21 protein-coding genes are annotated in these 23,883 nt (G+C 59.6%); 13 read left to right on the top strand and 8 right to left on the bottom strand.

Annotated elements, in window-relative coordinates; all coding sequences use genetic code 11:
• Positions 1–447: 447 nt before the first annotated feature.
• From rfbD to rfbC, 3 genes are all read left to right on the top strand, one after another.
• Entirely contained in the window at positions 448–1,344 is an 897-nt protein-coding gene (rfbD, locus tag KZH41_RS22675) for a dTDP-4-dehydrorhamnose reductase (protein ID WP_263273745.1), read from the top strand.
• 2 nt (positions 1,345–1,346) lie between these two features.
• The gene (rfbA, locus tag KZH41_RS22670; RefSeq protein ID WP_263275130.1) at positions 1,347–2,231 is read left to right on the top strand and encodes a glucose-1-phosphate thymidylyltransferase RfbA; all 885 of its coding nucleotides are present in this window, start codon (positions 1,347–1,349) and stop codon (positions 2,229–2,231) included.
• Between the two features lie 96 nt (positions 2,232–2,327).
• Positions 2,328–2,873 carry a dTDP-4-dehydrorhamnose 3,5-epimerase gene (rfbC, locus tag KZH41_RS22665; protein ID WP_094950239.1) on the top strand — a complete coding sequence of 182 codons (546 nt, stop codon included), beginning with the start codon at positions 2,328–2,330 and terminating at the stop codon, positions 2,871–2,873.
• A 60-nt stretch (positions 2,874–2,933) separates the two neighbouring features.
• Here rfbC and KZH41_RS22660 read toward each other — a convergent pair whose 3' ends face one another.
• Positions 2,934–3,830, bottom strand: a complete 897-nt coding sequence (locus KZH41_RS22660) for a DMT family transporter (protein ID WP_263273744.1) — start codon at positions 3,828–3,830, stop codon at positions 2,934–2,936.
• 64 nt (positions 3,831–3,894) lie between these two features.
• Positions 3,895–5,457 carry a methyl-accepting chemotaxis protein gene (locus tag KZH41_RS22655; protein WP_412548776.1) on the bottom strand — a complete coding sequence of 521 codons (1,563 nt, stop codon included), beginning with the start codon at positions 5,455–5,457 and terminating at the stop codon, positions 3,895–3,897.
• Positions 5,458–5,909: 452 nt separating this feature from the next.
• Between KZH41_RS22655 and aceK the strand changes: the two genes are divergently transcribed.
• From aceK to KZH41_RS22630, 5 genes are all read left to right on the top strand, one after another.
• The gene (gene aceK / locus KZH41_RS22650; protein WP_263273742.1) at positions 5,910–7,625 is read left to right on the top strand and encodes a bifunctional isocitrate dehydrogenase kinase/phosphatase; all 1,716 of its coding nucleotides are present in this window, start codon (positions 5,910–5,912) and stop codon (positions 7,623–7,625) included.
• A 70-nt stretch (positions 7,626–7,695) separates the two neighbouring features.
• Positions 7,696–11,607, top strand: coding sequence for an ATP-dependent RNA helicase HrpA (gene hrpA, locus KZH41_RS22645; RefSeq protein ID WP_263273741.1), 3,912 nt, complete (start codon positions 7,696–7,698; stop codon positions 11,605–11,607).
• A 338-nt stretch (positions 11,608–11,945) separates the two neighbouring features.
• Entirely contained in the window at positions 11,946–13,067 is a 1,122-nt protein-coding gene (locus KZH41_RS22640; RefSeq protein WP_242151724.1) for a beta-ketoacyl-ACP synthase III, read from the top strand.
• Between the two features lie 149 nt (positions 13,068–13,216).
• The gene (locus tag KZH41_RS22635) at positions 13,217–13,831 is read left to right on the top strand and encodes an RNA polymerase sigma factor (protein ID WP_094950245.1); all 615 of its coding nucleotides are present in this window, start codon (positions 13,217–13,219) and stop codon (positions 13,829–13,831) included.
• Positions 13,825–14,058: an anti-sigma factor family protein gene (locus KZH41_RS22630; protein WP_094950246.1), complete on the top strand. Its 234-nt coding sequence runs from the start codon at positions 13,825–13,827 to the stop codon at positions 14,056–14,058. Before KZH41_RS22635 ends, KZH41_RS22630 begins: the two co-directional genes overlap by 7 nt.
• Before the next feature lie 120 nt (positions 14,059–14,178).
• Here KZH41_RS22630 and KZH41_RS22625 read toward each other — a convergent pair whose 3' ends face one another.
• Positions 14,179–15,501: a putative porin gene (locus KZH41_RS22625; protein ID WP_094950247.1), complete on the bottom strand. Its 1,323-nt coding sequence runs from the start codon at positions 15,499–15,501 to the stop codon at positions 14,179–14,181.
• Positions 15,502–15,783: 282 nt separating this feature from the next.
• On the opposite strand from KZH41_RS22625, the gene KZH41_RS22620 reads away from it, so the two are divergent.
• The 3 genes from KZH41_RS22620 to KZH41_RS22610 all read left to right on the top strand — a co-directional run bounded on the left by KZH41_RS22620 (position 15,784) and on the right by KZH41_RS22610 (position 17,491).
• Positions 15,784–16,908, top strand: a complete 1,125-nt coding sequence (locus tag KZH41_RS22620; RefSeq protein WP_094950248.1) for a GNAT family N-acetyltransferase — start codon at positions 15,784–15,786, stop codon at positions 16,906–16,908.
• Between the two features lie 78 nt (positions 16,909–16,986).
• Positions 16,987–17,265, top strand: a complete 279-nt coding sequence (locus KZH41_RS22615; RefSeq protein WP_263273740.1) for a BrnT family toxin — start codon at positions 16,987–16,989, stop codon at positions 17,263–17,265.
• Positions 17,243–17,491: a BrnA antitoxin family protein gene (locus tag KZH41_RS22610; RefSeq protein WP_083357403.1), complete on the top strand. Its 249-nt coding sequence runs from the start codon at positions 17,243–17,245 to the stop codon at positions 17,489–17,491. Before KZH41_RS22615 ends, KZH41_RS22610 begins: the two co-directional genes overlap by 23 nt.
• A gap of 54 nt (positions 17,492–17,545) precedes the next feature.
• Here KZH41_RS22610 and aqpZ read toward each other — a convergent pair whose 3' ends face one another.
• From aqpZ to KZH41_RS22585, 5 genes are all read right to left on the bottom strand, one after another.
• Positions 17,546–18,247 carry an aquaporin Z gene (aqpZ, locus tag KZH41_RS22605; RefSeq protein ID WP_263273739.1) on the bottom strand — a complete coding sequence of 234 codons (702 nt, stop codon included), beginning with the start codon at positions 18,245–18,247 and terminating at the stop codon, positions 17,546–17,548.
• Between the two features lie 279 nt (positions 18,248–18,526).
• Positions 18,527–20,359, bottom strand: a complete 1,833-nt coding sequence (locus KZH41_RS22600; protein WP_263273738.1) for an ABC transporter ATP-binding protein — start codon at positions 20,357–20,359, stop codon at positions 18,527–18,529.
• A 94-nt stretch (positions 20,360–20,453) separates the two neighbouring features.
• Positions 20,454–21,017 (bottom strand): peptidylprolyl isomerase, encoded by a 564-nt coding sequence (locus KZH41_RS22595; RefSeq protein WP_094950251.1) that lies wholly within the window; start codon positions 21,015–21,017, stop codon positions 20,454–20,456.
• A gap of 3 nt (positions 21,018–21,020) precedes the next feature.
• On the bottom strand, positions 21,021–21,824 hold the full coding sequence (locus KZH41_RS22590; RefSeq protein WP_094950252.1) for an alpha/beta fold hydrolase: 804 nt from the start codon (positions 21,822–21,824) through the stop codon (positions 21,021–21,023).
• A 14-nt stretch (positions 21,825–21,838) separates the two neighbouring features.
• Positions 21,839–22,762, bottom strand: coding sequence for a LysR family transcriptional regulator (locus KZH41_RS22585; protein WP_263273737.1), 924 nt, complete (start codon positions 22,760–22,762; stop codon positions 21,839–21,841).
• A gap of 49 nt (positions 22,763–22,811) precedes the next feature.
• On the opposite strand from KZH41_RS22585, the gene KZH41_RS22580 reads away from it, so the two are divergent.
• Entirely contained in the window at positions 22,812–23,126 is a 315-nt protein-coding gene (locus KZH41_RS22580; RefSeq protein ID WP_094950254.1) for a 3-phosphoglycerate kinase, read from the top strand.
• Positions 23,127–23,277: 151 nt separating this feature from the next.
• Entirely contained in the window at positions 23,278–23,877 is a 600-nt protein-coding gene (locus tag KZH41_RS22575; protein WP_242151712.1) for an FMN-dependent NADH-azoreductase, read from the top strand.
• The last annotated feature ends 6 nt before the right edge of the window (positions 23,878–23,883 follow it).

Raw genomic sequence — 23,883 nt, 5'->3', positions numbered from 1 at the left:
ATATGGGGTAATCGGTACGTCTGCAGGAGGCGGTGGGCTGAGCAATGCTGCTGGCTTCGGTCGAGGGTTTCTCTCTAGTGACAAAGTCGTGGTTGCAGGCCGTATTTGTTTAAAATCCGTCTCTATACTGTCGTCGTACTCAATGTGGCGGTTTCGTTGGTGCAACGCCTAATTTCCCCCCGTTTCGCCGACCTCTTCGCGTTTCAAGCGCGCTCATTCAGCGTGTTGCTTGCCTGTTAATTGGCGAGGCGGTTTTATCAGACGAGTGCTAGGGTTTCGGTTGGCCGGTGTGAATCGGCAGACGTTGATGGGAAACTTCGGGCCCATCCTTGCGACATCACTGAAAAGATTTAACTCAATGACTATCTTAGTAACCGGCGGTGCAGGCTTTATCGGTGCAAACGTGGCATTGGGCCGGGTAGCGAAGCACTACTCCGAGCGTTCGGTATGAGAATCTTGCTGCTTGGCAAAAATGGCCAAGTAGGCTGGGAACTCCAACGTAGTCTGGCCCCTTTGGGTCAAGTTCTGGCGTTGGACTCCAAAAGCCGGGACTACTGCGGTGACTTGAACGATCTGCAAGGGTTGGCAGCTACCGTGCAGCGGTTTGCGCCTGAGGTTATCGTCAACGCAGCGGCTTACACCGCCGTCGACAAGGCCGAAAGTGCGCCGGATCAGGCGCTGCGCGTGAATGCTGAAGCCCCCGCGGTGCTGGCGACAGAAGCCCGAAAGCTGAATGCCTTGCTGGTGCATTACTCCACGGACTATGTGTTTGACGGCCAGGGTGATACGCCGTGGCAGGAAAGCGACCCAGTGGGCCCGCTGAGTGTCTATGGCGCGACCAAACTGCAAGGTGAGCAGGCGATCCAGGCTTCCGGTTGCGCGCACCTGATCTTGCGCACCAGTTGGGTGTATGCGGCGCGCGGTAATAACTTCGCCAAGACCATGCTGCGCCTGGCAGCAGAACGTGACAGCCTGAATGTGATCGACGACCAATTCGGCGCCCCCACCGGGGCGGACCTGCTGGCGGACGTCACCGCACATGCTATCCGTGCGATGCGTTTGAACCCTCAATTGCAAGGCATCTACCATCTTGCGGCAGCCGGTGAGACCACTTGGCACCGCTATGCCTGCTTCGTGCTCGAACAGGCGCAGGCGGCAGGCGTGGTGCTCAAAGTCCCTTCGGCATCCGTCGGCGCGATAACCACGGCCGCTTATCCCACGCCTGCCAAACGTCCTGGCAACTCTCGACTCAATACTCAAAAACTGCAGAATGCCTTCTCGCTGCGCTTGCCTGAATGGCAGGACGGTGTGGCACGGATGCTTAAAGAAATTCTAGAGAAATGACTATGCTAAAACGCAAAGGAATTATTTTGGCCGGCGGTTCGGGCACGCGCCTGCACCCTGCAACCTTGGCTATTTCCAAACAGTTGCTACCGGTTTACGACAAGCCGATGATCTACTACCCGCTGACCACGTTGATGCTGGCGGGTATTCGCGACATTTTGATCATTTCCACGCCACAGGACACCCCGCGTTTCGAGCAACTTTTGGGCGATGGCAGCAACTGGGGTTTGAACATTTCCTACGCTGTACAGGCGTCTCCGGATGGCCTTGCGCAGGCGTTCATCATCGGTGAGGACTTCATCGGTAATGACCTATCTGCACTGGTGCTGGGTGACAACATCTATCACGGTCATGATTTTAATGAGCTGCTCAATAGCGCAATGTTGCGTCAGGACGGCGCCAGTGTCTTCGCGTATCACGTGACCGATCCGGAGCGTTATGGCGTTGTAGAATTCGATACCCAGGGCAAAGCGATCAGCCTGGAAGAGAAGCCGCTGCAACCCAAGTCAAACTACGCGGTTACCGGTCTGTATTTCTACGACCAGGACGTGGTTGAAATGGCTAAAAGCATCAAGCCATCGCCGCGTGGCGAACTCGAGATTACCGACCTCAACCGTCTCTACATGGAGCGGGGCAAGTTGTCGGTTGAGATCATGGGGCGTGGCTACGCATGGCTGGATACAGGCACGCATGACTCACTGCTACAGGCCAGCCACTTCATTGCAACGCTTGAGCATCGTCAGGGCCTTAAAGTGGCCTGCCCTGAAGAAATTGCGTTTCGCCAGAAGTGGATTGACGCCGAACAGTTGGAGAAACTTGCGGTGCCGCTTTCCAAGAATGGCTATGGCCAATATCTCAAGCGTTTGCTGAGTGACAAGATTTTTTGATGGCCTGAGTGGAACGCGGCATCCCCAGTTGCTGCCTTAAGGTCGAGCCGTGGCGCCGCCAAGCTGGCCCGATAACATGTTGGAGACACCGTAAAGATGAGAGCCACTTCCCTCGTTATCCCGGACGTTATTCTGTTTGAACCGAAAGTATTTGGGGACGAGCGCGGGTTTTTCTACGAAAGTTTCAATCAGAAGGTTTTCGAGGAGGCTGTCGGAAAACCTGTCCATTTCGTGCAGGATAACCACTCAAAATCTGCAAAAGGCGTGCTGCGCGGCCTGCATTATCAGATCAAGCAGGCCCAAGGAAAGCTAGTGCGTGTGATACGCGGGGAAGTCTTTGACGTGGCAGTGGACCTGCGTAAAAGCTCGCCCACATTCGGCCAGTGGGCGGGCACCTACCTCAGCGAGAGCAACCGAGCCCAGCTTTGGATACCCGAGGGGTTCGCTCACGGCTTCGTAGTGCTGTCTGAAAGTGCTGAGTTTCTGTACAAAACCACCGATTACTGGGCGCCAGAGCATGAGCGCAGTCTTGCGTGGAATGACGCCGACGTGGCTATCGATTGGCCGATTTCCGAGCCGCCTACGCTGTCGGCCAAAGATACCAATGCCACCCGTTTTGCTGATGCTGAAACCTTCGCCTAGTTGACCTTCCTGTCAGGCACTTCAGCGTGCCCACACCCGTCCTGGGGTGGGCACGATCTCCTACAACGCTTTAGCCAATTTCCCAGGCCGCAACACCAACCACAACGCCCCCGCAATCAACACCCCGCCATACGCATGCGCCATCGACAACGGCTCATCCAACAGCAACGCCCCCCACAGCACCCCAAACGGCGGAATCATAAACGTCACCGTCATCGACTTAACCGGCCCTATGGACGACAGCAAGCGGAAGTACAGGATGTAGGCAAACGCCGTACACACCAATCCCAATCCCAGCAAAGACGCCCACACCTGCCAGCCACCCCAGCTCGCTGGCGGATGGCTGATGGCGCTATAGGCGAAGAAGGGCAGCAGAAACAAGGTGGCGCCGAGCATGCTGCCCAGCGCCGCGAGTCGGCTGTCCAGCCCGCCGCGTTGATCCAGCCAACGCCGCGCCAGGAACCCGGCAAAGCCATAGCAGGTGGTCGCCAGCAAGCAGGCCAGCGCGCCCATCAACAGTTGCAGGTCAAACGCCACTGGTCCGGCGCGAGTCAGTATGCCCACGCCGAACAGGCCCAGGCTCACCCCGGCGATTTTCGACGGCGTCAGGCGTTCGCTGAAGAACAGCCCGCCGATCAGCACGCCCATCAGCGGTGTGGTGGCGTTGAAGATGGCTGAGTAACCCGCCGGCAGTACTTGTGCCGCCACCGAGTACATGGTCGCGGGGATGCCGGAGTTGATCACGCCTAGCAGCAGTACGGTCTTGAATTTGCCCTGGAAGTCCCAGTTCACGCGCATTGCGGTCAGGATCACCAGCAAACCGGCGGCGGCGATCGACACGCGGAAAAACGCCGTCGGTACGCTGCCGATTTCTGGCGCGATGATGCGCATGAACAGGAAGCTTGCGCCCCAGATGGCAGCCAGCCCCAGTAGGTACAGGGTGTCGACAGGTCTCACGGAATACTCCTACATCAATAAGGCGGCGAGTGTTGCGCAGAGGCCTGTTCGACACAATTGCTAATTACAGGACAAACCGTGTCACCATGCCGTTGAGGTCCACGGCCAGGCGCGAGAGTTCCTGGCTGGCCGCTGAGGTCTGGGTGGCGCCGGCGGCGGTTTGGGTGGACAGGTCGCGGATGTTGACCAGGCTGCGGTCGACGTCACGCGCCACCAGTGCCTGTTGCTCGGCGGCACTGGCGATCATCAGGTTGCGCTCGCTGATCTGCGAGATGGCGGCGGTGATTTTCTCCAGGGCGCTGCCCGCGCTGTTGGCGCGTTGCAGGGTTTGGCCGGCATGTTCGGCGCTGCTGTTGAGGGCGTCGACGGTGTCTTGGGTGCCTTGTTGGATGCCGGTGATCATCTGCTCGATTTCTTCGGTGGAGTCCTGAGTACGTTGCGCCAGCGAGCGCACCTCATCGGCCACCACCGCAAACCCACGCCCGGCTTCGCCTGCTCGCGCAGCTTCGATGGCGGCGTTGAGGGCCAACAGGTTGGTTTGCCCGGCGATGCCGCGGATCACTTCCAGTACCTTGCTGATGTCCTGGGCCTGCACCGCCAGGCCTTCGGCTTTGTTCGAGGCGCCGAGCACTTCGTCCACCAGGCTCTGGATCGAGCTGATGGTTTCGCTGATCTGATAGTGGCCGTGCTTGCTGTCTTCGTCGGATGCCTTGGACGCCTCGGCGCTGGACACCGCATTGCCCGCCACTTCGTCCACCGCTGCGCTCATTTCGGTCACGGCAGTCGCGGCTTGTTCGATTTCATCGTTCTGCGCTTGCAGGCCACGGGTGCTCTGTTCCATCACCGAGCTCATCTCTTCGGTGGCGCAGGCCAGTTGCTGCGCTGACTCGCTGATGCTGCGGACAGTGGTCTGCAACTGCGCTTGCATGGTGGCCAGGGCGCTGAGCAATTGCGCCGCTTCGTCGCTGCCGTGCACCTTGATCGGTTGGCTCAAGTCGCCACCGGCGATCGTGCGCGCTACGGCCAGGGCCTGGCCGATGGGGGTTGTGATGCTGCGGGTCAGCAGCCAGGCCAGTAGTAAGGTGGCGATCAACGCGCAAGCGATGATCAGGCCGACCACCCATTGCGCGCGGGAATACATCTGTGCGGCTGAGCTGGCTGCGTCTTCCACGCCTTTTTGATTGAAGGTGATCATGTCCTCCAAGCGCTTGTTGAGGACGCTACCTTGTGGCGCAAGGCGGCTGGTGAGCAGGTCGATGGCGTCTTGCTGCTGATCCTTGTCCACCAGGGCAACCATCTGGCCAACGATCGTGAGGTAGGTGGCTACGTCGCCTTTGAGCTTTTTCAGCAGGTCGGCTTCTGTCTCGCCACTGTTCAGGCCTTCGTGATGGGTCAGCAGCGTTTGCAGCTCGTTGCTCTGGCGGCTGATCAGGTTTTTGCTGTTGTCGCGAATCCGCGACTCGTCGGTGCTCGCCAGGCGCAAGGCTTCCAGGCGAATACTGGCCACAGAGGCTGCGGCGTCGTGGATATTCTCGATGCTCGGCATCCACGATTCCTCGATAACCAGCGCGCTTTCGCGCAACTTGGCCATCTGCCCCAGGCCAAACAATCCGACAACGACCAACATACTGGCCAAAACCGCAAAACTCAGACTGGCACGCAGTCCGATCGGCATATTCCTCAATGACATCTCAATGCTCCTTAGGCGATTAGAACCTGTTCCCGGATCGGTCTTCAGACCTTGTTAGGATGGGAGAGGGCGCGCTGTATATCAAAGTGCCACTAAGGTGGTAATCAGGGTTTCCCCTACGCTGTATCAATTCGGTTGCACATGTTGTGAAAGGTCGGTTTCGCAGGTTTTTTCGGCGTAAAGCGCCAGGCCACGCGGTTGCGGGCCTGTAAGTGATGGCAGTGCGACGTGTTGCTGTGTTTATTGACCGTACGGTCGAATTATGGAATCTGAAAATAAATCTGCGATGTGTACAAACTTGTACAAAGTGACCCGAAAAATCCTCCTTCTCCTGCCCCCGTTCACTGGCTAAGCTCAGGGCTTCCAGATGCCCGCTAGAGGTTTCCCGCATGTCGCAATCCGCCCTCGCTATCGCCCGCATGATCCTCGACGGCTTCGACGATTACCGTGAGCACTTCCGCCAGATCACCGACGGCGCCCGTGAACGGTTCGAAAAGGCCCAGTGGCAGCAGGGGCAGGCGGCTTCGGCGGCGCGCATCAACTTGTATGAGGAAAAAGTCGCTGAAGTGACGGCGCGCCTCCAGGCCAGCTTCGATGAGGCTGCGTTGCTGGAGATCGACATGTGGCCGGTGGTCAAGAGCGCCTATATAAGCCTGATTGACCTGCGCTTCGACGATGAACTCTCCGAGACTTGGTACAACTCGATCTTCTGCGGCCTGTTCAGCCATGACTTGATCAGCGACGGCTGCATGTTCATCCACACCACCCGGCCGAGCCTGCGCCGCGCGCGGGCGGCGCAAACCCGTACCTATAAACCAGCCGGCGACCTCGCAGCGATGCTGGCGCAGGTCTTCGCCGATTACGCGTTCAGCGAGCCCTACGCCGACCTGGCGGCCGACCTGCGCCGCCTCGAAACCCAACTGCGCGAGAACCTGCCCGACTGGGTGTGCAAAGACCCGGACCTCAACGTCGAGCTGTTTTCCTCGGTGCTCTACCGCAATAAAGGTGCCTATCTGGTAGGGCGCATCTACACCCGCGACGAACAATGGCCCTTGGTGATTCCGCTGCTGCACCGTGAAGGGCGCGGCATCCAGATCGATGCGCTGATCACTGACGAAGCCGATGTGTCGATCATTTTCTCGTTCACCCGTTCCTATTTCATGGTCGACGTGCCGGTGCCGGCGGAGTTCATCGGCTTTCTCAAGCGCATCCTGCCGGGCAAGCACATCGCTGAGCTCTACACGTCCATCGGCTTCTACAAGCACGGCAAGTCGGAGTTCTACCGCGCGCTGATCAACCACCTGGCGACCACCGATGATCAGTTCATCATGGCGCCCGGCGTACGCGGCATGGTCATGAGCGTGTTCACGCTGCCGGGCTTCAACACGGTGTTCAAGATCATCAAGGACCGTTTTTCGCCGTCGAAAAACGTCAACCGCGCCACGGTGATCGAGAAGTATCGCCTGGTCAAAAGTGTCGACCGCGTAGGGCGCATGGCCGACACCCAGGAGTTCGCCGACTTCCGCTTCCCCTTGAGCAAGTTTGAACCCGAGTGCCTGGCCGAGCTGCTGGAAGTCGCTGCCGGCACCGTCGAAGTGGAAGGTGACACGGTGCTGATCCGCCACTGCTGGACCGAGCGGCGCATGACCCCGCTCAACCTCTACCTGGAGAACGCCAACGACGCTCAGGTGCGCGAAGCCCTGGACGACTACGGCCTGGCCATCAAGCAACTGGCGGCGGCGAATATCTTCCCAGGCGACATGTTGCTGAAGAACTTCGGCGTCACCCGCCACGGCCGCGTGGTGTTCTACGACTATGACGAGATCTGCTTTCTCACCGAAGCCAACTTTCGCCACATCCCTGCACCGCGCACGCCGGAGGATGAAATGGCGTCGGAGCCCTGGTATTCCATCGGCCCGCTGGATGTGTTCCCCGAAGAATTCCCGCCGTTCCTGTTTGCCGACGCCGGCCAGCGCAAGCTGTTCAATGAGCTGCATGGTGAGCTGTACGACGCGAACTACTGGAAAGGCCTGCAGGAAGCGATTCGCGCCGGCAAGGTCATCGACGTGTTCCCGTACCGGCGCAAAGACCGCGATAACGAATGAGGGGCGCGCGCGTTGGCGGTTTTCTGCGACAATCCGCCCCCTGCATAAATAGACGACCCATACGTACCTGATGACTGACCAAGCGCCCGCTATCGACCCACTGCTGAAAAACCTCGATCACGCCATGCTCGCCGACCGCCACCGCTTGCGGCGCCAGTTGCTCGAGCTGCGCAAGAAGCCCGATGAGGAGAAGCTGGCGCAGTGGGTTACGCGCATGCAGGCGTCCTGCGCCCAGGTCACGGCGCGGCGTGCCAGCCTGCCGGTGATCCGCTATGACGACAGCCTGCCGATTGCCGCCAAGCGCGACGAGATCAAAGAAGCGCTGCTCAAGCATCAGGTGCTGATCATTGCCGGCGAAACCGGCTCGGGTAAAACCACCCAGCTGCCGAAAATCTGCCTGGAAATCGGCCGTGGCCAGTACGGCCTGATCGGCCACACCCAGCCGCGCCGAATTGCCGCTCGCAGCGTCGCCAGCCGCGTCGCCGAAGAACTGGCCACGCCGTTGGGCGCATTGGTCGGCTATCAGGTGCGTTTCGAAGACCAGAGTGATTCCAACACCCTGATCAAGTTGATGACTGACGGCATCCTGCTGGCGGAAACCCAGAACGACCGTTACCTGGAACGCTACGACACGATCATCGTCGACGAAGCCCACGAACGCAGCCTGAACATCGACTTCCTGCTCGGCTACTTGAAAACCCTGCTGCCGCGTCGCCCGGACCTGAAAGTCATCATCACCTCGGCGACCATCGACCTGGAGCGTTTTTCCAAGCACTTCGACGATGCGCCGATTGTCGAGGTCTCGGGCCGCACGTTCCCGGTGGACACGTGGTATCGCCCGCTGACCCTGGAGCAGGACGAGGAGGGCAACCGCGTCGAGGACGACTTGACCGTTGACCAGGCGATCCTCGCCACCCTCGATGAAATCGCCGCTTACGAGCGCAGCGAACGCCGCAGCCCCGGCGATGTGCTGGTGTTCTTGCCGGGTGAGCGCGAGATTCGCGACGCCGCCGAAATGCTGCGCAAGGCCCAGCTCAAGCACACTGAAATTCTGCCGCTGTACGCGCGCCTGTCACCGGCCGAACAGCAGCGTATTTTCCAGTCCCACCCAGGTCGTCGCGTGGTGCTGGCGACCAACGTCGCGGAAACCTCGCTGACCGTGCCGGGCATTCGTTATGTGATCGACAGCGGCACTGCGCGCATCAGCCGCTACAGCTACCGCGCCAAGGTGCAGCGCCTGCCGATCGAGGCGATTTCCCAGGCCAGCGCCAACCAGCGTAAAGGTCGGTGCGGGCGGGTCGAACCGGGCATTTGCATCCGCTTGTACAGCGAAGAAGACTTTATCGGCCGCCCGGAATTTACCGACCCGGAAATCCTGCGCACCAACCTTGCCGCCGTGATCCTGCAGATGCTGCACCTGCGTCTGGGTGAGATCACCGATTTCCCGTTTATCGAACCGCCGGACGGCAAGGCCATCAGCGACGGTTTCAACTTGCTGCAAGAGCTCTCGGCGGTGGACCGCAACAGCCAGCTCACGCCGTTGGGCCGCCAGCTGGCGCGCCTGCCGGTGGACCCGCGCATGGGCCGCATGCTGCTCGAAGCCGCCAAGCTCGGCAGTTTGCAGGAAGTGCTGATCGTCGCCAGCGCGATGTCGATCCAAGACCCGCGCGAGCGCCCGCCCGAGCGTCAGCAGGCAGCCGATCAGGCTCACGCCCAGTGGAAGGATGCGGATTCCGACTTCGCCGGTTTGGTTAACCTATGGCGCGGTTTTGAAGAGCAGCGCCAGGAACTGACGGCCAGCCCGTTGCGTAACTGGTGTCGTAAGAACTTCCTGAATTACCTGCGGCTGCGCGAGTGGCGCGACTCGCATCGCCAGTTGAGCCTGATTTGCCGCGACATGCAGTTGACCGTCAATAAAGAGCCGGCGGACTTTGCCAAGCTGCACAAGGCCGTGTTGTCCGGCCTGCTCAGTCAGATCGGGCAGAAAACCGAAGACGGTGATTACCTTGGCGCGCGGCAGCGGCGCTTCTGGATTCATCCGTCCTCGGGCATCGGCAAAAAGCGCCCGCAATGGCTGATGGCCGCCGAACTGGTGGAAACCACCAAGCTGTATGCGCGCATGGTGGCGAAGATTGATGCCGACTGGATCGAGCCGCTGGCTGGGCACCTGATCAAGAAAAACCATTTCGAACCGCACTGGGAAAAGAAGCGCGGCCAAGTGGTGGCGTTTGAGCAGATCACCCTGTTCGGGTTGATTGTGGTCGGGCGCCGCCCTGTGCATTACGGGCCGATTGACCCGGTGGTGTCCCGCGAGCTGTTTATCCGCGAAGGCTTGGTGCGTGGCGAGATTCAGTCCCGGGCCAAGTGCCTGACGGCCAACCAGCAACTGCTGGAGCAGCTCGACGAACTGGAAGCCAAGGCGCGCCGCCGCGACATCCTGGCGGACGAAGAAACCCTGTACGCCTTCTACGATGCGCGCCTGCCGGCAGAGATCCACCAGACCGCCACGTTCGACAGCTGGTACAAGGTCAACAGCCAGAAAGACCCGCAACTGCTGATCATGCGCGAGGAAGACGTGCTGGCCCGCGAGGCCAGCGAAGTCACCGCCGCGCATTACCCGGACACCTTGCACTTGGGCGATTTGGCCCTGGCCTTGAGTTACCACTTCGAACCCAACCACCCGCGCGACGGCGTGACCCTGCGCGTGCCGGCGCCACTGCTGCCGGCACTGCCGCCGGAGCGCCTGGAATGGCTGGTGCCGGGGGTGATCGAGGCCAAGTGCATCGCGCTGGTGCGCAACCTGCCTAAAGCGTTGCGCAAAAACTTTGTACCGGTGCCGGATTTCATCAAGGCGGCGCTGCAACGCATCGAATTTGGCCAGGGCTCGTTGCCCCAGGCGCTGGGGCGCGAACTGTTGCGCATGACCGGCGCGCGGGTCAGTGATGAAGCCTGGGCGGAAGCGGCGCAGCAGGTGGAAAACCATCTGAAGATGAACCTGGAAGTGGTCGACGGTCAGGGCAAGTTCCTCGGCGAAGGCCGTGACCTGGCCGAGCTGACGGCACGTTTTGCCGAGGCCAGCCAGGTCGCATTGGCCGTACCGCAGACCGCGAAAAGCCAGCAGCCGGTGGAGGCTAAGGTGTTTGCGGCGGTGGCCGAGAAGACCCAGCAAAAGATCGCCGGCCTGTCGATGACGGTCTACCCGGCGCTGGTCGAAGAGAATGGCACGGTCAAGGAAGGGCGGTTCTCGACGGCCGCCGAGGCCGAGTTCCAGCACCGCCGCGCCTTGCAGCGTCTGCTGATGCAGCAATTGGCCGAACCGGCGAAATTCCTGCGCGGCAAATTGCCCGGCCTGACTGAGCTGGGCCTGATGTACCGCGAATTGGGGCGCATCGATGCGCTGGTCGAAGACATTCTGCTGGCCAGCCTGGACACCTGCGTGCTGGAAGGCGAAGCCAGCTTGCCGCGTGACGGTGCGGGTCTGGCCGCTTTGGCCGAACGTAAGCGCGGCAGCTGGACCGAGCACGCCGAACGCCTGGCACGCTTGACCCTGGAAGTGCTGAAGCTGTGGCATGGCTTGCAAAAACGCTTCAAAGGTAAGATCGATCTGGCCCAGGCCGTGGCCTTGAATGACATCAAGCAGCAGCTGAGTCATTTGGTGTACCCGGGTTTTGTGCGCGAAACCCCGGCGCAGTGGTTCAAGGAACTGCCGCGTTTCCTCAAGGCCATCGAGCTGCGCCTGGAGAAACTGCCAAGCCAGGTGCAAAAAGATCGGGTGTGGAGCGCCGAGCTGAGCGGCCTGTGGGCGCAGTACCAGAACCGCCTGAACAAACATACCCAGGAAGGCAAGCGCGACCCGCAGTTGGAGCTGTATCGCTGGTGGCTGGAGGAATATCGCGTGTCACTGTTTGGCCAGCAATTGGGCACCAAAGTGCCGATTTCTGACAAGCGATTGAGCAAGCAGTGGAGCTTGGTGGAGGCCTGACGTGGTGCTTGGCTCCCCAGACAAACCCCATCCAATGTGGGAGCTGGCTTGCCCGCGATGGCATCACAGTGGTTTGACTGATACACCGCGGTGTCTGCATCGCAGGCAAGCCAGCTCCCACAGGTGTACCGGGTTTATCCGGGAAATGGCGCCAAATCCTTGGGGTTGTGGCAAACTTCGCGGTTATAAATGCCGGGATCGCCGTGAAGGGCTGTTGCAACCACGGTGCGATGGAATAAAGCGTTGCCAGTTTGATGCCCGCTGGACGGAATCGAACGACTTAAAGTTTGGTACGACGGTACCAATATCTTCTGCCTGACAGATTTAGAGGAACGACCGTGCATAACGTCGTCATCAGCGGCACTGGCCTGTACACCCCGGCCAACAGCATTTCCAACGAAGAGCTGGTGCAGTCTTTCAATGCCTATGTGCAGCAGTTCAATACCGATAACGCCGCCGCCATTGAGTGCGGTGACGTGCAGGCACTGACCGAGTCCAGTGCGGCCTTTATTGAAAAGGCGTCGGGCATCAAGAGCCGTTTTGTCATGGACAAAGACGGCATTCTCGACCCGCAGCGCATGGCTCCGCGCCTGCCCGAGCGCAGCAATGATGAATGGTCGGTACTCTGCCAGATGGCCATCGGCGCTGCCGAACAAGCCCTGCAGCGCGCCGGCAAGACCGCCGCCGACATCGATGGCGTGATCGTCGCCTGCTCCAACCTGCAGCGCGCCTACCCGGCCATCGCCATTGAAGTCCAGGAAGCCCTGGGCATCGAAGGTTTCGGTTTTGACATGAACGTGGCCTGCTCGTCGGCGACCTTCGGTATCCAGAACGCCGCCAACAGCATCAAGCTGGGCCAGGCGCGGGCGATCCTGATGGTCAACCCGGAAGTCTGCACCGGCCACCTGAATTTCCGCGACCGTGACAGCCACTTCATCTTCGGTGATGCGGCCACGGCGGTGATTCTTGAGCGCGCTGACCTGGCGACCTCCGAGCACCAGTTCGATGTGGTGAGCACCAAGCTGCTGACCAAGTTCTCCAACACCATCCGCAACAACTTCGGCTTCCTCAACCGCGCGGCGGAAGAGGGCATCGGCGCGCCGGACAAACTGTTCGTGCAGGAAGGCCGCAAGGTATTCCGTGATGTTTGCCCGATGGTTGCCGAACTGATCGGTGTGCACCTGGAAGAAAATCAGTTGAATGTGGCCGATGTGAAGCGCTTCTGGCTGCACCAGGCCAACCTGAGCATGAACCACCTGATCGTGAAAAAACTGCTCGGCCGCGAAGCCTCGGTGGAAGAGGCTCCGGTGATTCTCGACACCTACGCCAACACCAGCTCGGCGGGCTCGGTGATTGCGTTCCACACCTACCAGGACGATCTGCCCAAGGGCTCTGTGGCGGTGCTCAGTTCGTTCGGTGCGGGTTACTCAATCGGCAGCGTAATCCTGCGCAAACGCTAAACGCGGTCAATGTGGGCGCTGGCTTGCCTGCGATAGCATCACCTCGGCGCATCATAACTACCGAGGTGCCTGCATCGCAGGCAAGCCAGCTCCCATAGGAGTCGGTTTGCCACATTGATTGGGTTTGCATTTTGAAATCGAGGTTCTGAATGGCAGTAGCGGACGACGCGCACCTGCTCGAACGGCTGCTCAAGGGCGAGCAGCGGGCTTATAAAGAATTGGTTACCACCTACCAGAGCGCCATGCGCGCGGTGGCCTATGCCATCGTCGGCCAGCGCCACGCCGACGAAGTGGTGCAGGACGCCTGGCTGTCGGTGGTGCGCAACTTGGCCAAGTTCGAAGGGCGCTCCAGCCTCAAGACCTGGCTGCTGACTATCACCGCCAACTCTGCCAAGGGCCGCTATAAACGCAATCGCCGAGAAGTATTGCTCGACGATTTGCCCTCACCCCACGGCACCATTGGCGATGACCGCTTCGTGCCCGACGATGGCCATTGGGCCGTCGCGCCGTACGCCTGGCACCAAGACACCCCGGAAGCCTTGCTGACCGAAGATGAATTGCGCAAATGCCTGGAGCATACGTTGCTGAGTTTGTCGGAGTTGCAAAGCAGCGTGCTGGTGTTGCGTGAACGCCAAGGATTGGAGTTGGAAGAGATCTGTAATCTTCTGACGCTCTCGCTCTCCAATGTTCGTGTGCTGTTGCATCGAGCACGGCTTAAAGTCTTCGCGACGGTGGAGCATTTTGAGGAAACGGGCGAATGTTGACCTGTAAAGAGCAAGTGGCGCGTTCCAGTGATTACCTCGACGGGCAATTGACCTTTCGTGAGCGCCTGCTGGTGCGTCATCACCTGATGTTTTGCCCTAACTGCCGGCGATTTATCCGTCAGATGCGCCTGATGCAGGCGACATTGAAGCTCATGCCGGAGGAACCGGTAAGCGACGCTGATGATTTGGCTACACGGTTGGCAGCCGAGCGGTTGAAGGATCAGTAAAGTCTGCGAAGGGCAGGCTCGCGTGGGGGAGTCGAACGGATGATGGGGATCGAACCACCCACGCAAGGCTGTTAAAAACGACCTCGGGCCGTCCTGGCCCAAGGCTTATTGCATGCACATTTAGAACTTGGCTTCGGCATCCAACTGCAGGGTGTTGGTGTTGGCATCACGCTGCGTGCGGCTGGCGTAGTCAGCCTTGGTCAGGAAGTACGTGGCGCCGAGGGCGAAGTTCTTGTCGATGTCGTAGCTGACCTTCATCTTATGACCGCGCGAACCGGTGGTGCCGTTGGCGAAGTCCGAGTCAGTGAAGGCGCCAACCACAGCGTTACGCTGGATATCGCGGTAGTTGTAGTCGAGGTTGAAGCCAAACACTTTGGACTTGGCACCGATCAACCAGGCCGTGTCCTGGTCGGTCACAGCATCGTTGTTTTTCACGTACTGGCCGTAGAACGCCAGCGGTACCGCCAGGCCACCGATGTCAGCCTGGGCAAACCCTTCATACAGGCGGAATTGGTTGTCGGCCGAGTTGCCGTTAACCGCCAATGCGCAAGGCGTGGTGGTGGTTGTGCAGCGGCTGTCTTTGTCGTTCTGGTAGGCGTAGACACTGCCGCCCAGGGTCATTTTCAGGTTGTCGGTCACCGAGAAACGCGTGCCCAACTGGCCGGACGTCAGGCGCAGGTCGTGGCGAAATTGCACGCCGTCGCCGTCAACGTTGTCCTTGAGGTTGTAGTTACCCAGGCTACCAAACAGCTCCGCGCTGCTACCCAGTGGGTATTTGTAGGTCAGGGCCAGACCTTCCGGGTTGATGTCGCTATCCCAGATCACGTCGCCCATGTTGACCCACGGCTGGAGCATCTTGCCCCCGATCACGTGCAGGTTTTTGATCTGGTCCGGGTGGTAGTCGATGTAGCCGAGGTCCAGCCAGATCGACTTCTTGTCGAAGTAGTTGTCCTGGTCCTGGTTGGTGGAGCGCGCGTCGTCGCTGCTGCCGGTGGCGATACGAATGCCGGTGTCGACTTGCGAGTTGATCTCGGTGTAGGCACCCAGGCGGGCACGGATGCGCTGACGGTCTTTGTCACGGCCGCCGTTGTTGGATTCGCCCTGGATCTTCACGGTTTCCTGACGGAAGCGTACGTCACCCTTGAACTGGGTCTTGGCAGCCCAGGCCAGCTTCTGGTCGAACACGCTCAAGTCATTGGTTTTTTTCGCGGTGGCCGCGATCTGCTCGTTGGTCTCTTGTTGAGCTTGCCGTGCGATCTGCTTTTCTTTCTGGTCCTTGGCCAATTCCGCTTGCAGTTCGGTGTACTGCGCAGCGGTGATCTGGCCGTTGGCCTTGAGCATGTCGAGCAACTTAGCGTCGACTGCGGCGCTGGCCGGAACGCTCAGGGCCAGCAACAGGCCGCCACACAGGAGCGCCGCAGTTTTAGTGGAAGCAAGACGCATATCAATCTCCGAAAGTGAGGAGGGATGGCAAACCATCCAGGACACAACCGACCGATGACGGACGGAAAATAGCTGCCTGGTAGAACCTGGCGCTCTAAAAACAAGCGTCAGTATCGCGATCACTTATGACGAAAGAGTGGCTAAGTGATGTCATCTAGATGACAAAACATTTAGAAACGGAACTATTGGTTTTAGCCCTTGTCCCGCGATTTGAAGATGTGTAAAGCCCGTCGATAAGCGATACTCGCCAGGCTTTCACGCCCCGAAGTAGTGAGGATGCCGATGCCGTTGCAACGCCTGGATAACCTGTCCGAAATCGCCCCCGAGGTATGGGACGCCCTCGTGCCGCAGGCCCAACCGTTTGTGCGGCATGCGTTCCTGAGCGCGCTGGAAGACAGCGCCAGCCTGGGCCCGCACTCGGGTTGGCAGCCGGAGCATTTGCTGCATTGGGAAGGCGATCGTCTGGTGGCGGCGTTGCCCAGTTATCGCAAATGGCATTCCTACGGCGAGTACGTGTTTGATCACGGCTGGGCGGATGCCTGTGAGCGCGCCGGTATCGATTACTACCCCAAGTTGCTGACGGCGGTGCCGTTCAGCCCGGTCAGTGGGCCGCGCTTGCTGGCGAGAACGGTTGAGGACGGTTTCGAGTTGCTGAACAGCTTGCCGGGCTACCTGGAAATCGAAGGGCTCTCCAGCGCTCATATCAATTTCACTGACCCTTTGGCCGATGCGGCGTTGGCGGAGCAAGCGGGCTGGCTGCAGCGCTTGGGCTGCCAGTTTCATTGGCAGAACCGCGGTTATCGCGACTTTCAGGACTTTCTCGACGCCTTGAGCTCACGCAAGCGCAAACAGATGCGCAAAGAGCGCGAACAAGTGGCGGGGCAGGGCATCGAGTTCGAATGGCTGCAAGGCCATGAGCTGAGTGAAGCGCAGTGGGATTTTGTCTACGCCTGCTACGCCAACACCTACGCCGTGCGTCGCCAGTCACCCTACCTGACCCGCACCTTTTTCAGCCTGCTGGCCGAGCGCATGCCCGAGGCGATCCGCGTGGTACTGGCCAAACAAGGCACACGCCCGGTGGCCATGGCCTTCAGCCTGATCGGTGGCGATAGCTTCTACGGACGTTATTGGGGCTGCCTGGCGGAGTTCGACCGCCTGCATTTCGAAACCTGCTTCTACCAAGGCATGGACTACGCCATCGCCCATGGCCTGCAACGCTTCGACGCCGGCGCCCAGGGCGAGCACAAATTGATTCGTGGGTTTGAGCCGGTGATTACTCGTTCATGGCATTACCTGCGCCATCCAGGGTTAAAGAGTGCCGTAGAGGACTTCCTGGAGCGCGAGCGCGTGGGGATTCTGGCGTATGCCGAAGAGGCGAGGGCAGCCCTGCCTTATCGGCAGGGCTGAACCATCGGTCTGGCGAGCCCACCCAAAAGTGACGAAATCTTTTATGCTGTATGTACAAAAGTACATACAGGATGTGCCATGCTTTTTGAGTGGGATGACTCCAAAAATAAAGCCAATATTACCAAGCACGGCATCGATTTTAATGACGTTCCAGATATCTTTCGGCATCCAATGCTGGCCTTGCGCGATGATCGGGCAGATTATGGCGAAGAGCGTTGGATCAGTATTGGCTGGATAAAACTGTTAATGGGTGTGGTCGTATACACCGAACGGTGTGGTGATGTGATCCGAATCATCTCTGCCCGAAAAGCAACCAAGAAGGAGGCCAAATACTATGACGCAAACATCGAAAACTGATTGGGAGCGCCTGGCCAAGATGAGTGATGAAGAAATCGATACCAGCGATATTCCTGAGCTGGACGCCGAGTTTTTCCGGCGTGCGGAGCTACGTGTGCCGGTGAAGCAGGCGGTTACTATTAGACTGGATGCTGATGTTCTGGAGTGGTTCAAAGGTCAGGGTACTGGCTACCAGACGCGCATAAACCAGCTATTGCGCCAGTACATGCAGGCCCATCAAGGCTGACGACAGCTTATTTAACTCAGCCCTGCCTTATCGGCAGGGCTGAACCCGTTTGCCTCAGGCCGGTTCCTCCTTGCCCAGCCATCGATAGGCCACGCCGCCGATTACCGCGCCAAGTATCGGCGCGAGCCAGAACAGCCATAACTGCTGAAGCGCCCACCCGCCGACGATCAGTGCCGGGCCGGTACTGCGCGCCGGGTTGACCGAAGTGTTGGTCACGGGAATGGAGATCAAGTGGATCAGGGTCAAGGCCAAGCCAATGGCCATGGGCGCCAGGCCCGGCGGGGCACGACGGTCGGTGGCGCCGAGGATGATCAGCACGAACATCGCCGTCATCACCAGTTCACAGATAAACCCTGCTGCCAGTGAGTAACCGCCGGGCGAATGCTCGCCATAGCCATTGGAAGCCAGGCCCGACGCCATTTCGAACCCCGGTTTGCCGCTGGCAATGAAGTACAACAGCGCAGCGGCGACGGTGCCGCCGATCACCTGCGCGATGATGTAAGCCGGTAACTCCTTGGCCGGAAACCGCCCGCCCACGACCAGCCCCACTGACACTGCCGGGTTGAGATGGCAGCCGCTGATATGCCCGATGGCGAACGCCATGGTCAACACCGTGAGCCCGAATGCCAAGGCTACACCCAGCAGGCCTATCCCGACGGCGGGAAACGCTGCGGCCAATACCGCACTCCCGCAACCGCCCAACACCAGCCAAAACGTACCTAACCCCTCTGTGACTGAACGTTTGAACAAAGACATGCAGCACGTCCTTGATAGATCGCTCTACCCAATCAGTAAATCAGTGATGCTCCCTGCAGATTTACTTCAGCGCCCCTCTGGGCACTGCTTTGATTGAAGCAGGCTTTGTAAGCAAGTCCAGGCCATAAAAAAGCGCCAGGGCCCATGAATAGGGAACCTGGCGCTGATTGAGTGTGGGAGCTGGCTTGCCTGCGATTGCGGTTATTGAGCGACAATGATGTCGCCTGATGCACCTTCATCGCAGGCAAGCCAGCTCCCACATTGTTCATCGGTGTACTTTTAATCGATGCCGACAAAACCCCCGGTCTGGTGTTGCCACAACCTTGCATACAACCCTCCATGGGCCAGCAACTCGGCGTGGTTGCCGGTCTCGGCGATTTGCCCTTTCTCCAGCACCACCAATCGGTCCATCCGCGCAATCGTCGACAACCGGTGCGCGATCGCAATCACCGTCTTGCCCTGCATCAGCGTTTCCAGGCTTTCCTGGATCGCCGCTTCCACTTCCGAGTCCAGCGCCGAGGTGGCCTCGTCCATGATCAGGATCGGCGCGTCCTTGAGCAGTACCCGCGCGATGGCGATGCGCTGGCGTTGTCCGCCGGACAGTTTTACCCCGCGCTCACCCACATGGGCATCCAGCCCGGTACGCCCTTCGGCGTCCGACAGCAACGGAATGAACTCATCGGCGCGTGCCTTGCGGATGGCGGCGGTGAGTTCCTCGTCGGTGGCATCCGGCTTGCCGTACAGCAGGTTGTCACGGATCGAACGGTGCAGCAGCGAGGTGTCCTGGGTGATCATGCCGATCTGTGCGCGCAGGCTTTCCTGGGCAACCTCGGCGATGTTCTGGCCATCGATCAGGATGCGTCCGCCTTGCAGGTCATACAGGCGCAACAGCAGGTTGACCAGGGTCGACTTGCCCGCGCCGGACGGGCCGATCAGGCCGATCTTTTCCCCGGCCTTGATGTTCAGGTTCAAGCCGCCAATGATCCCGCTCTTCTTGCCGTAGTGAAAATCCACCTGCTCGAAGCGCACTTCGCCATGCGGCACGTTCAGGCGCGGGGCATTCTCGCGGTCGGTGACCGCCAGCGGCGCAGCGATGGTTTTCAGGCCGTCTTGCACGATGCCGATGTTTTCGAAAATGCCGTTGACCACCCACATGATCCAGCCGGACATGTTGACGATGCGAATCACCAGGCCGGTGGCCAGGGCAATCGCGCCCACGGAGATCAGTGACTGCGTCCACAACCACAACGCCAGGCCGGTGGTGGTGACGATCAGCAGGCCGTTCAAGATGGCAATCGTCACGTCCATGCTGGTCAGCACGCGGGCGGCCAGTTGGGTTTTTTCGGTCTGCTCGATGATCGCTTCCTTGGCGTATTCCTGCTCATTCTGCGTATGGGCGAACAGCTTCAAGGTGGTGATGTTGGTGTAGCCGTCGACAATGCGGCCCATCAGCTTGGAACGCGCTTCGGAGGAGATCACCGAACGTTCTTTCACCCTTGGCACGAAGTAGCGCAGGGCCAGGCTGTAGAAGATGATCCAGGTGATCAGCGGGATCATCAGGCGCCAGTCGGCCTCGGCAAACAAAACCAGGGCGCTGATCGCGTAGATCGACACGTGCCAGATGGCTTCCGCCGTCGCCACCGCCGAGTCACGCAGTGAGTTGCCGGTTTGCATGATGCGCTGGGCGATACGCCCGGCGAAATCGTTCTGGAAGAAATTCAGGCTCTGCTTGAGCACGTAGCTGTGGTTCTGCCAGCGAATCAGGCTGGTCATGCCGGGGTTGATGGTCTGATGCACCAACAAGTCATGCAGGCCGTTGAAAATTGGGCGCAGCAGCAGGGCCACCACGGCCATCCAGATCAGCTCGGTGCTGTGAATCTGGAAAAAGTTGGCGGGCGGCGTGCCTTGTGCCAGGTCGATGATGCGGCTCAGGTAGCTGAACAACGCCACTTCGATCAACGCACCGATCAGGCCCACCACCAGCAAGGCGGCAAAGCTTGGCCACACCTGGCGCAGGTAGTAGAGGTAGAAGGGCAGGACTTTGTCGGGAGGGGCGTCGCTGGGGGCGGCGCGGAAAATATCGATCAGTTGTTCAAAACGACGATAGAGCATTAGGTTGACGCCCGCCTGGCGGGCTCTCCTGTTCAAATGCGCGCGGTGCCTTGTGGGCGCCGCGCGGGGCTACCTGAAGAACGCCCTGCAGACCTCAGTCGATGCGCTTGGCCGACTTGATCAGAACAGGATCGATAGGCACGTTCTGCATGCCCTGCTTTGTGGTGGTTTGCGAGTTGACGATGACGTCGACCACGTCCATGCCTTTGACTACTTTGGCGAACACGGCATAACCGGCGTCACGGCCTGGGTCGAGGAAAGCATTGTCGGCGACGTTGATGAAGAACTGGCTGGTGGCCGAGTTCGGGTCATTGGTGCGTGCCATCGACAGGGTGCCACGCACGTTATGCAGGCCGTTGCTGGCTTCGTTCTTGATCGGTGCTTCGGTTGGCTTCTGCGACATCTGCGCGTTGAACCCGCCGCCCTGGACCATGAAGCCCGGAATGACGCGGTGGAAAATCGTGTTGGTGTAGAAACCTTTGTCGACATAGGCCAGGAAGTTCTTGGTGCTGATCGGCGCCTTGACCGGGTCCAGTTCGATTTCAATGTCGCCGTTGGTGGTGGTGATCAGTACGTGAGGCGCCTTGACGGGCTCGGCGGCCATCAGGTTGGCAGCGAACAAAACAGAACCGGCAAAGAAGGCGATTTTTTTCAACATAGGTCAGTGATCCTGGGTAGTGGTTTCGACTGTCTTTAGAAAATCGAGCAAGGTAGCGTTAAAGACTTCGGGTTGATCCAAGGGCGTGGCATGGCGGGAATCTTCGATCACCACCAGTCGCGCATCGGGCAGCAGTTTTACATAGTTTTCTTTCTGCGCCACGGGCGTGTAGTCGTGGTCGGCGCTGATGACCAGCGTAGGACAGGTAATCCTGGAAAGTTGTTCCTGCACGCCCCAGCCTACAATCGCGTCGAAGCTGGCGAGATAAGCACGTTTGTCGTTTTTTGCCCAGCGTTCTGCCATCTTGCGACGCAGGTCGGCCTGATGCGGTTTGGGGAACAATCGCTCGCCCAACGCCTTGCCGATGGTGGCCAGGCTGAGCAATCGCGCCAGGCTCCAGCGCTTGGCCCACTGCCAATAGTCATCGGCACTGCGCACCTTGACCTCGGGCGCGCTGTTGACGATGCACAGACTCTTGACCAGGCCGGGCTCGTCCACCGCCAACTGAAAGGCGATCATGCCGCCCATGGACAAGCCCACCACATGGGCGGGCGGCAGGTTCAGGTGTTCGATCAGGGCCAGCAGGTCGAAGGTGAAGCCCTGGATGCTGTAGCGCTCGCGGGGTTTGTCCGAGCGCCCATGGCCGCGTACATCCACCACGATCAGGCGGTAGTGACGGGCCAGCACCGGGATCTGCAACTCCCAATCCTGGCTACTGGAGCCCAGGCCATGGATCAGGATCAGCGGAATACCGTGGCCGTATTCCTCGTAATGCAGGTTGCAGCCTTCATGGTCGAACCAGGCCATGCATGAACTCCGTTTCAGGCTTGCTCGGGGGCGGCGAAAGGCGCGTCCAAGGGAGCGGTGTCAAAGGTGCGCAGCAATTCCACGAGGATCTGCGTGGCTGGGCCCAGGGGTTTGTCCTTGTTCGCGTACAGGTAGAACGTCGGGTTGCGGCTGCCGCCCTTTTCCAAGGGTAGCTGCTTGAGCAGACCTTCGTTGAGTTCGCGTTCGATCATGTGCCGGGGCAACCAGGCAAAGCCCAGGCCGCTGCTGACGAAGGTCGCGGCGGTGGGCAGGCTGCCGACGGTCCAGCGCTGTTCGGCGCCCAGCCAGCCCACGTCCCGCGGCTGCTGGCGGCCGGAGTCGCGGATCACCACCTGCATCTGGCTTTCCAGGTCCTGGAAGCTCAGCTCGCGGTTGAGGCGATGCAGCGAATGGTCGGGATGGGCCACGGCGATAAACTCCACGTCGCTCATTTCCGTGCCCAGGTAGCCGGGGATGATGAAGCCGTTGATGGCAAGGTCGGCCATGCCATCAATCAACAACTCTTCTACGCCCGACAACACTTCTTCGCGCAGGCGCACGCGGCAACCACGGCTTTGCGGCATAAAGGCGGTGAGGGCACGCACCAGGCGCGCATTCGGGTAGGCGGCATCCACCACCAGCCGCACTTCGGCTTCCCAGCCCTGTTCCATATGGTGGGCGAGGTCTTCCAGTTGGCTGGCGTTTTTCACCAGTTGCCGGGAGCGGCGCAACAGCACTTCACCGGCGTCGGTGAGCACCGCCTTGCGCCCGTCGATGCGCAGCAGCGGCACGCCGAGCTGGTCTTGCATGCGCGCCACGGTGTAACTCACCGAGGACTGCGAGCGGTGCAGCGCTTCAGCCGCCTGGGCGAAGCCGCCATGGTCGACTACCGCTTGCAGCGTGCGCCATTGATCGAGGGTAACGCGGGGCGCTTTCAAGATGAGCTCCTCTTGTCCTAAGCTGGCGGTCCTTATTGGAGACTGCCGAATGAGAAAATTCTGTTGTGTGTTGCTGGCGCTGCTGCCCATGAGCGCGTTTGCCTACCCCATCGACGTGACGAAAAAGATCGACGGCGTGAAAGTGGACTACATCGCTTCCGACGTGGACGGCGACATCAGTTCGATCCGACTAAACAACTACGGCACCAACGACGCGCAGTGTTCGGTAACCTTCAGCAATGGCCCGGAATCGCCGCGTACTCGCAAGGTCACGGTCCAAGCGGGCAAAAGTACCAACACCACGGTCAAGTTCAGCCGCGCCATTATCAAGATGCGTATCGCGCTGGCGTGTGCCCCAAAATAAAGCGGTAGCGGAGCATGCCTACAGCAATACTCCGCTTATAAACAAATTTCTAGATGGGTTGTAGCAGTTTTTTGCGCTTTTTTATCGAATGAGCCCTGGTTAATCTTTTCTCCATCGTCTTACAGCACTTACAGATGGAGCCTACCTAGCCATGTCCAACGTTCTGATCATTGAAAGCAGCGCCCGCCAGCAGGATTCGATCTCCCGCCAGCTGACTCAACAGTTCATCAGCCAATGGCAGGCCGCCCATCCGCTGGATCAAATCACCGTGCGCGACGTGGCCCTTAACCCGGTCCCGCACCTGGATGCCAACCTGCTCGGTGGCTGGATGAAGCCCGCCGAACAGCGCAGCGGCATTGAACAGGCTTCTTTGGACCGCTCCAACGAATTGACTGACGAACTGCTGGCTGCCGACGTGTTGGTGATGGCCGCGCCGATGTACAACTTCGCCATCCCCAGCACCCTCAAAGCCTGGCTGGACCACGTGTTGCGTGCCGGTGTGACCTTCAAGTACACACCCACCGGCCCTCAAGGGTTGCTCACCGGCAAGCGCGCTATCGTGCTGACCGCGCGTGGCGGTATACACACCGGCGCGACCTCTGATCACCAGGAACCCTACCTGCGCCAGGTCATGGCGTTTATCGGGATTCACGATGTCACCTTCATTCACGCCGAAGGGGTGAACCTGAGCGGGGACTTCCAGGAGAAGGGCATCAATCACGCGAAAGCGCTGCTGGCCCAGGTTGCTTGATCGTTT

This window comes from Pseudomonas sp. YeP6b, from assembly GCF_025642995.1.
Taxonomy (GTDB): Bacteria; Pseudomonadota; Gammaproteobacteria; order Pseudomonadales; family Pseudomonadaceae; genus Aquipseudomonas.
Note: the sequence above shows the minus strand (reverse complement) of the source record. Positions and strands in the feature narration are given on the sequence as shown.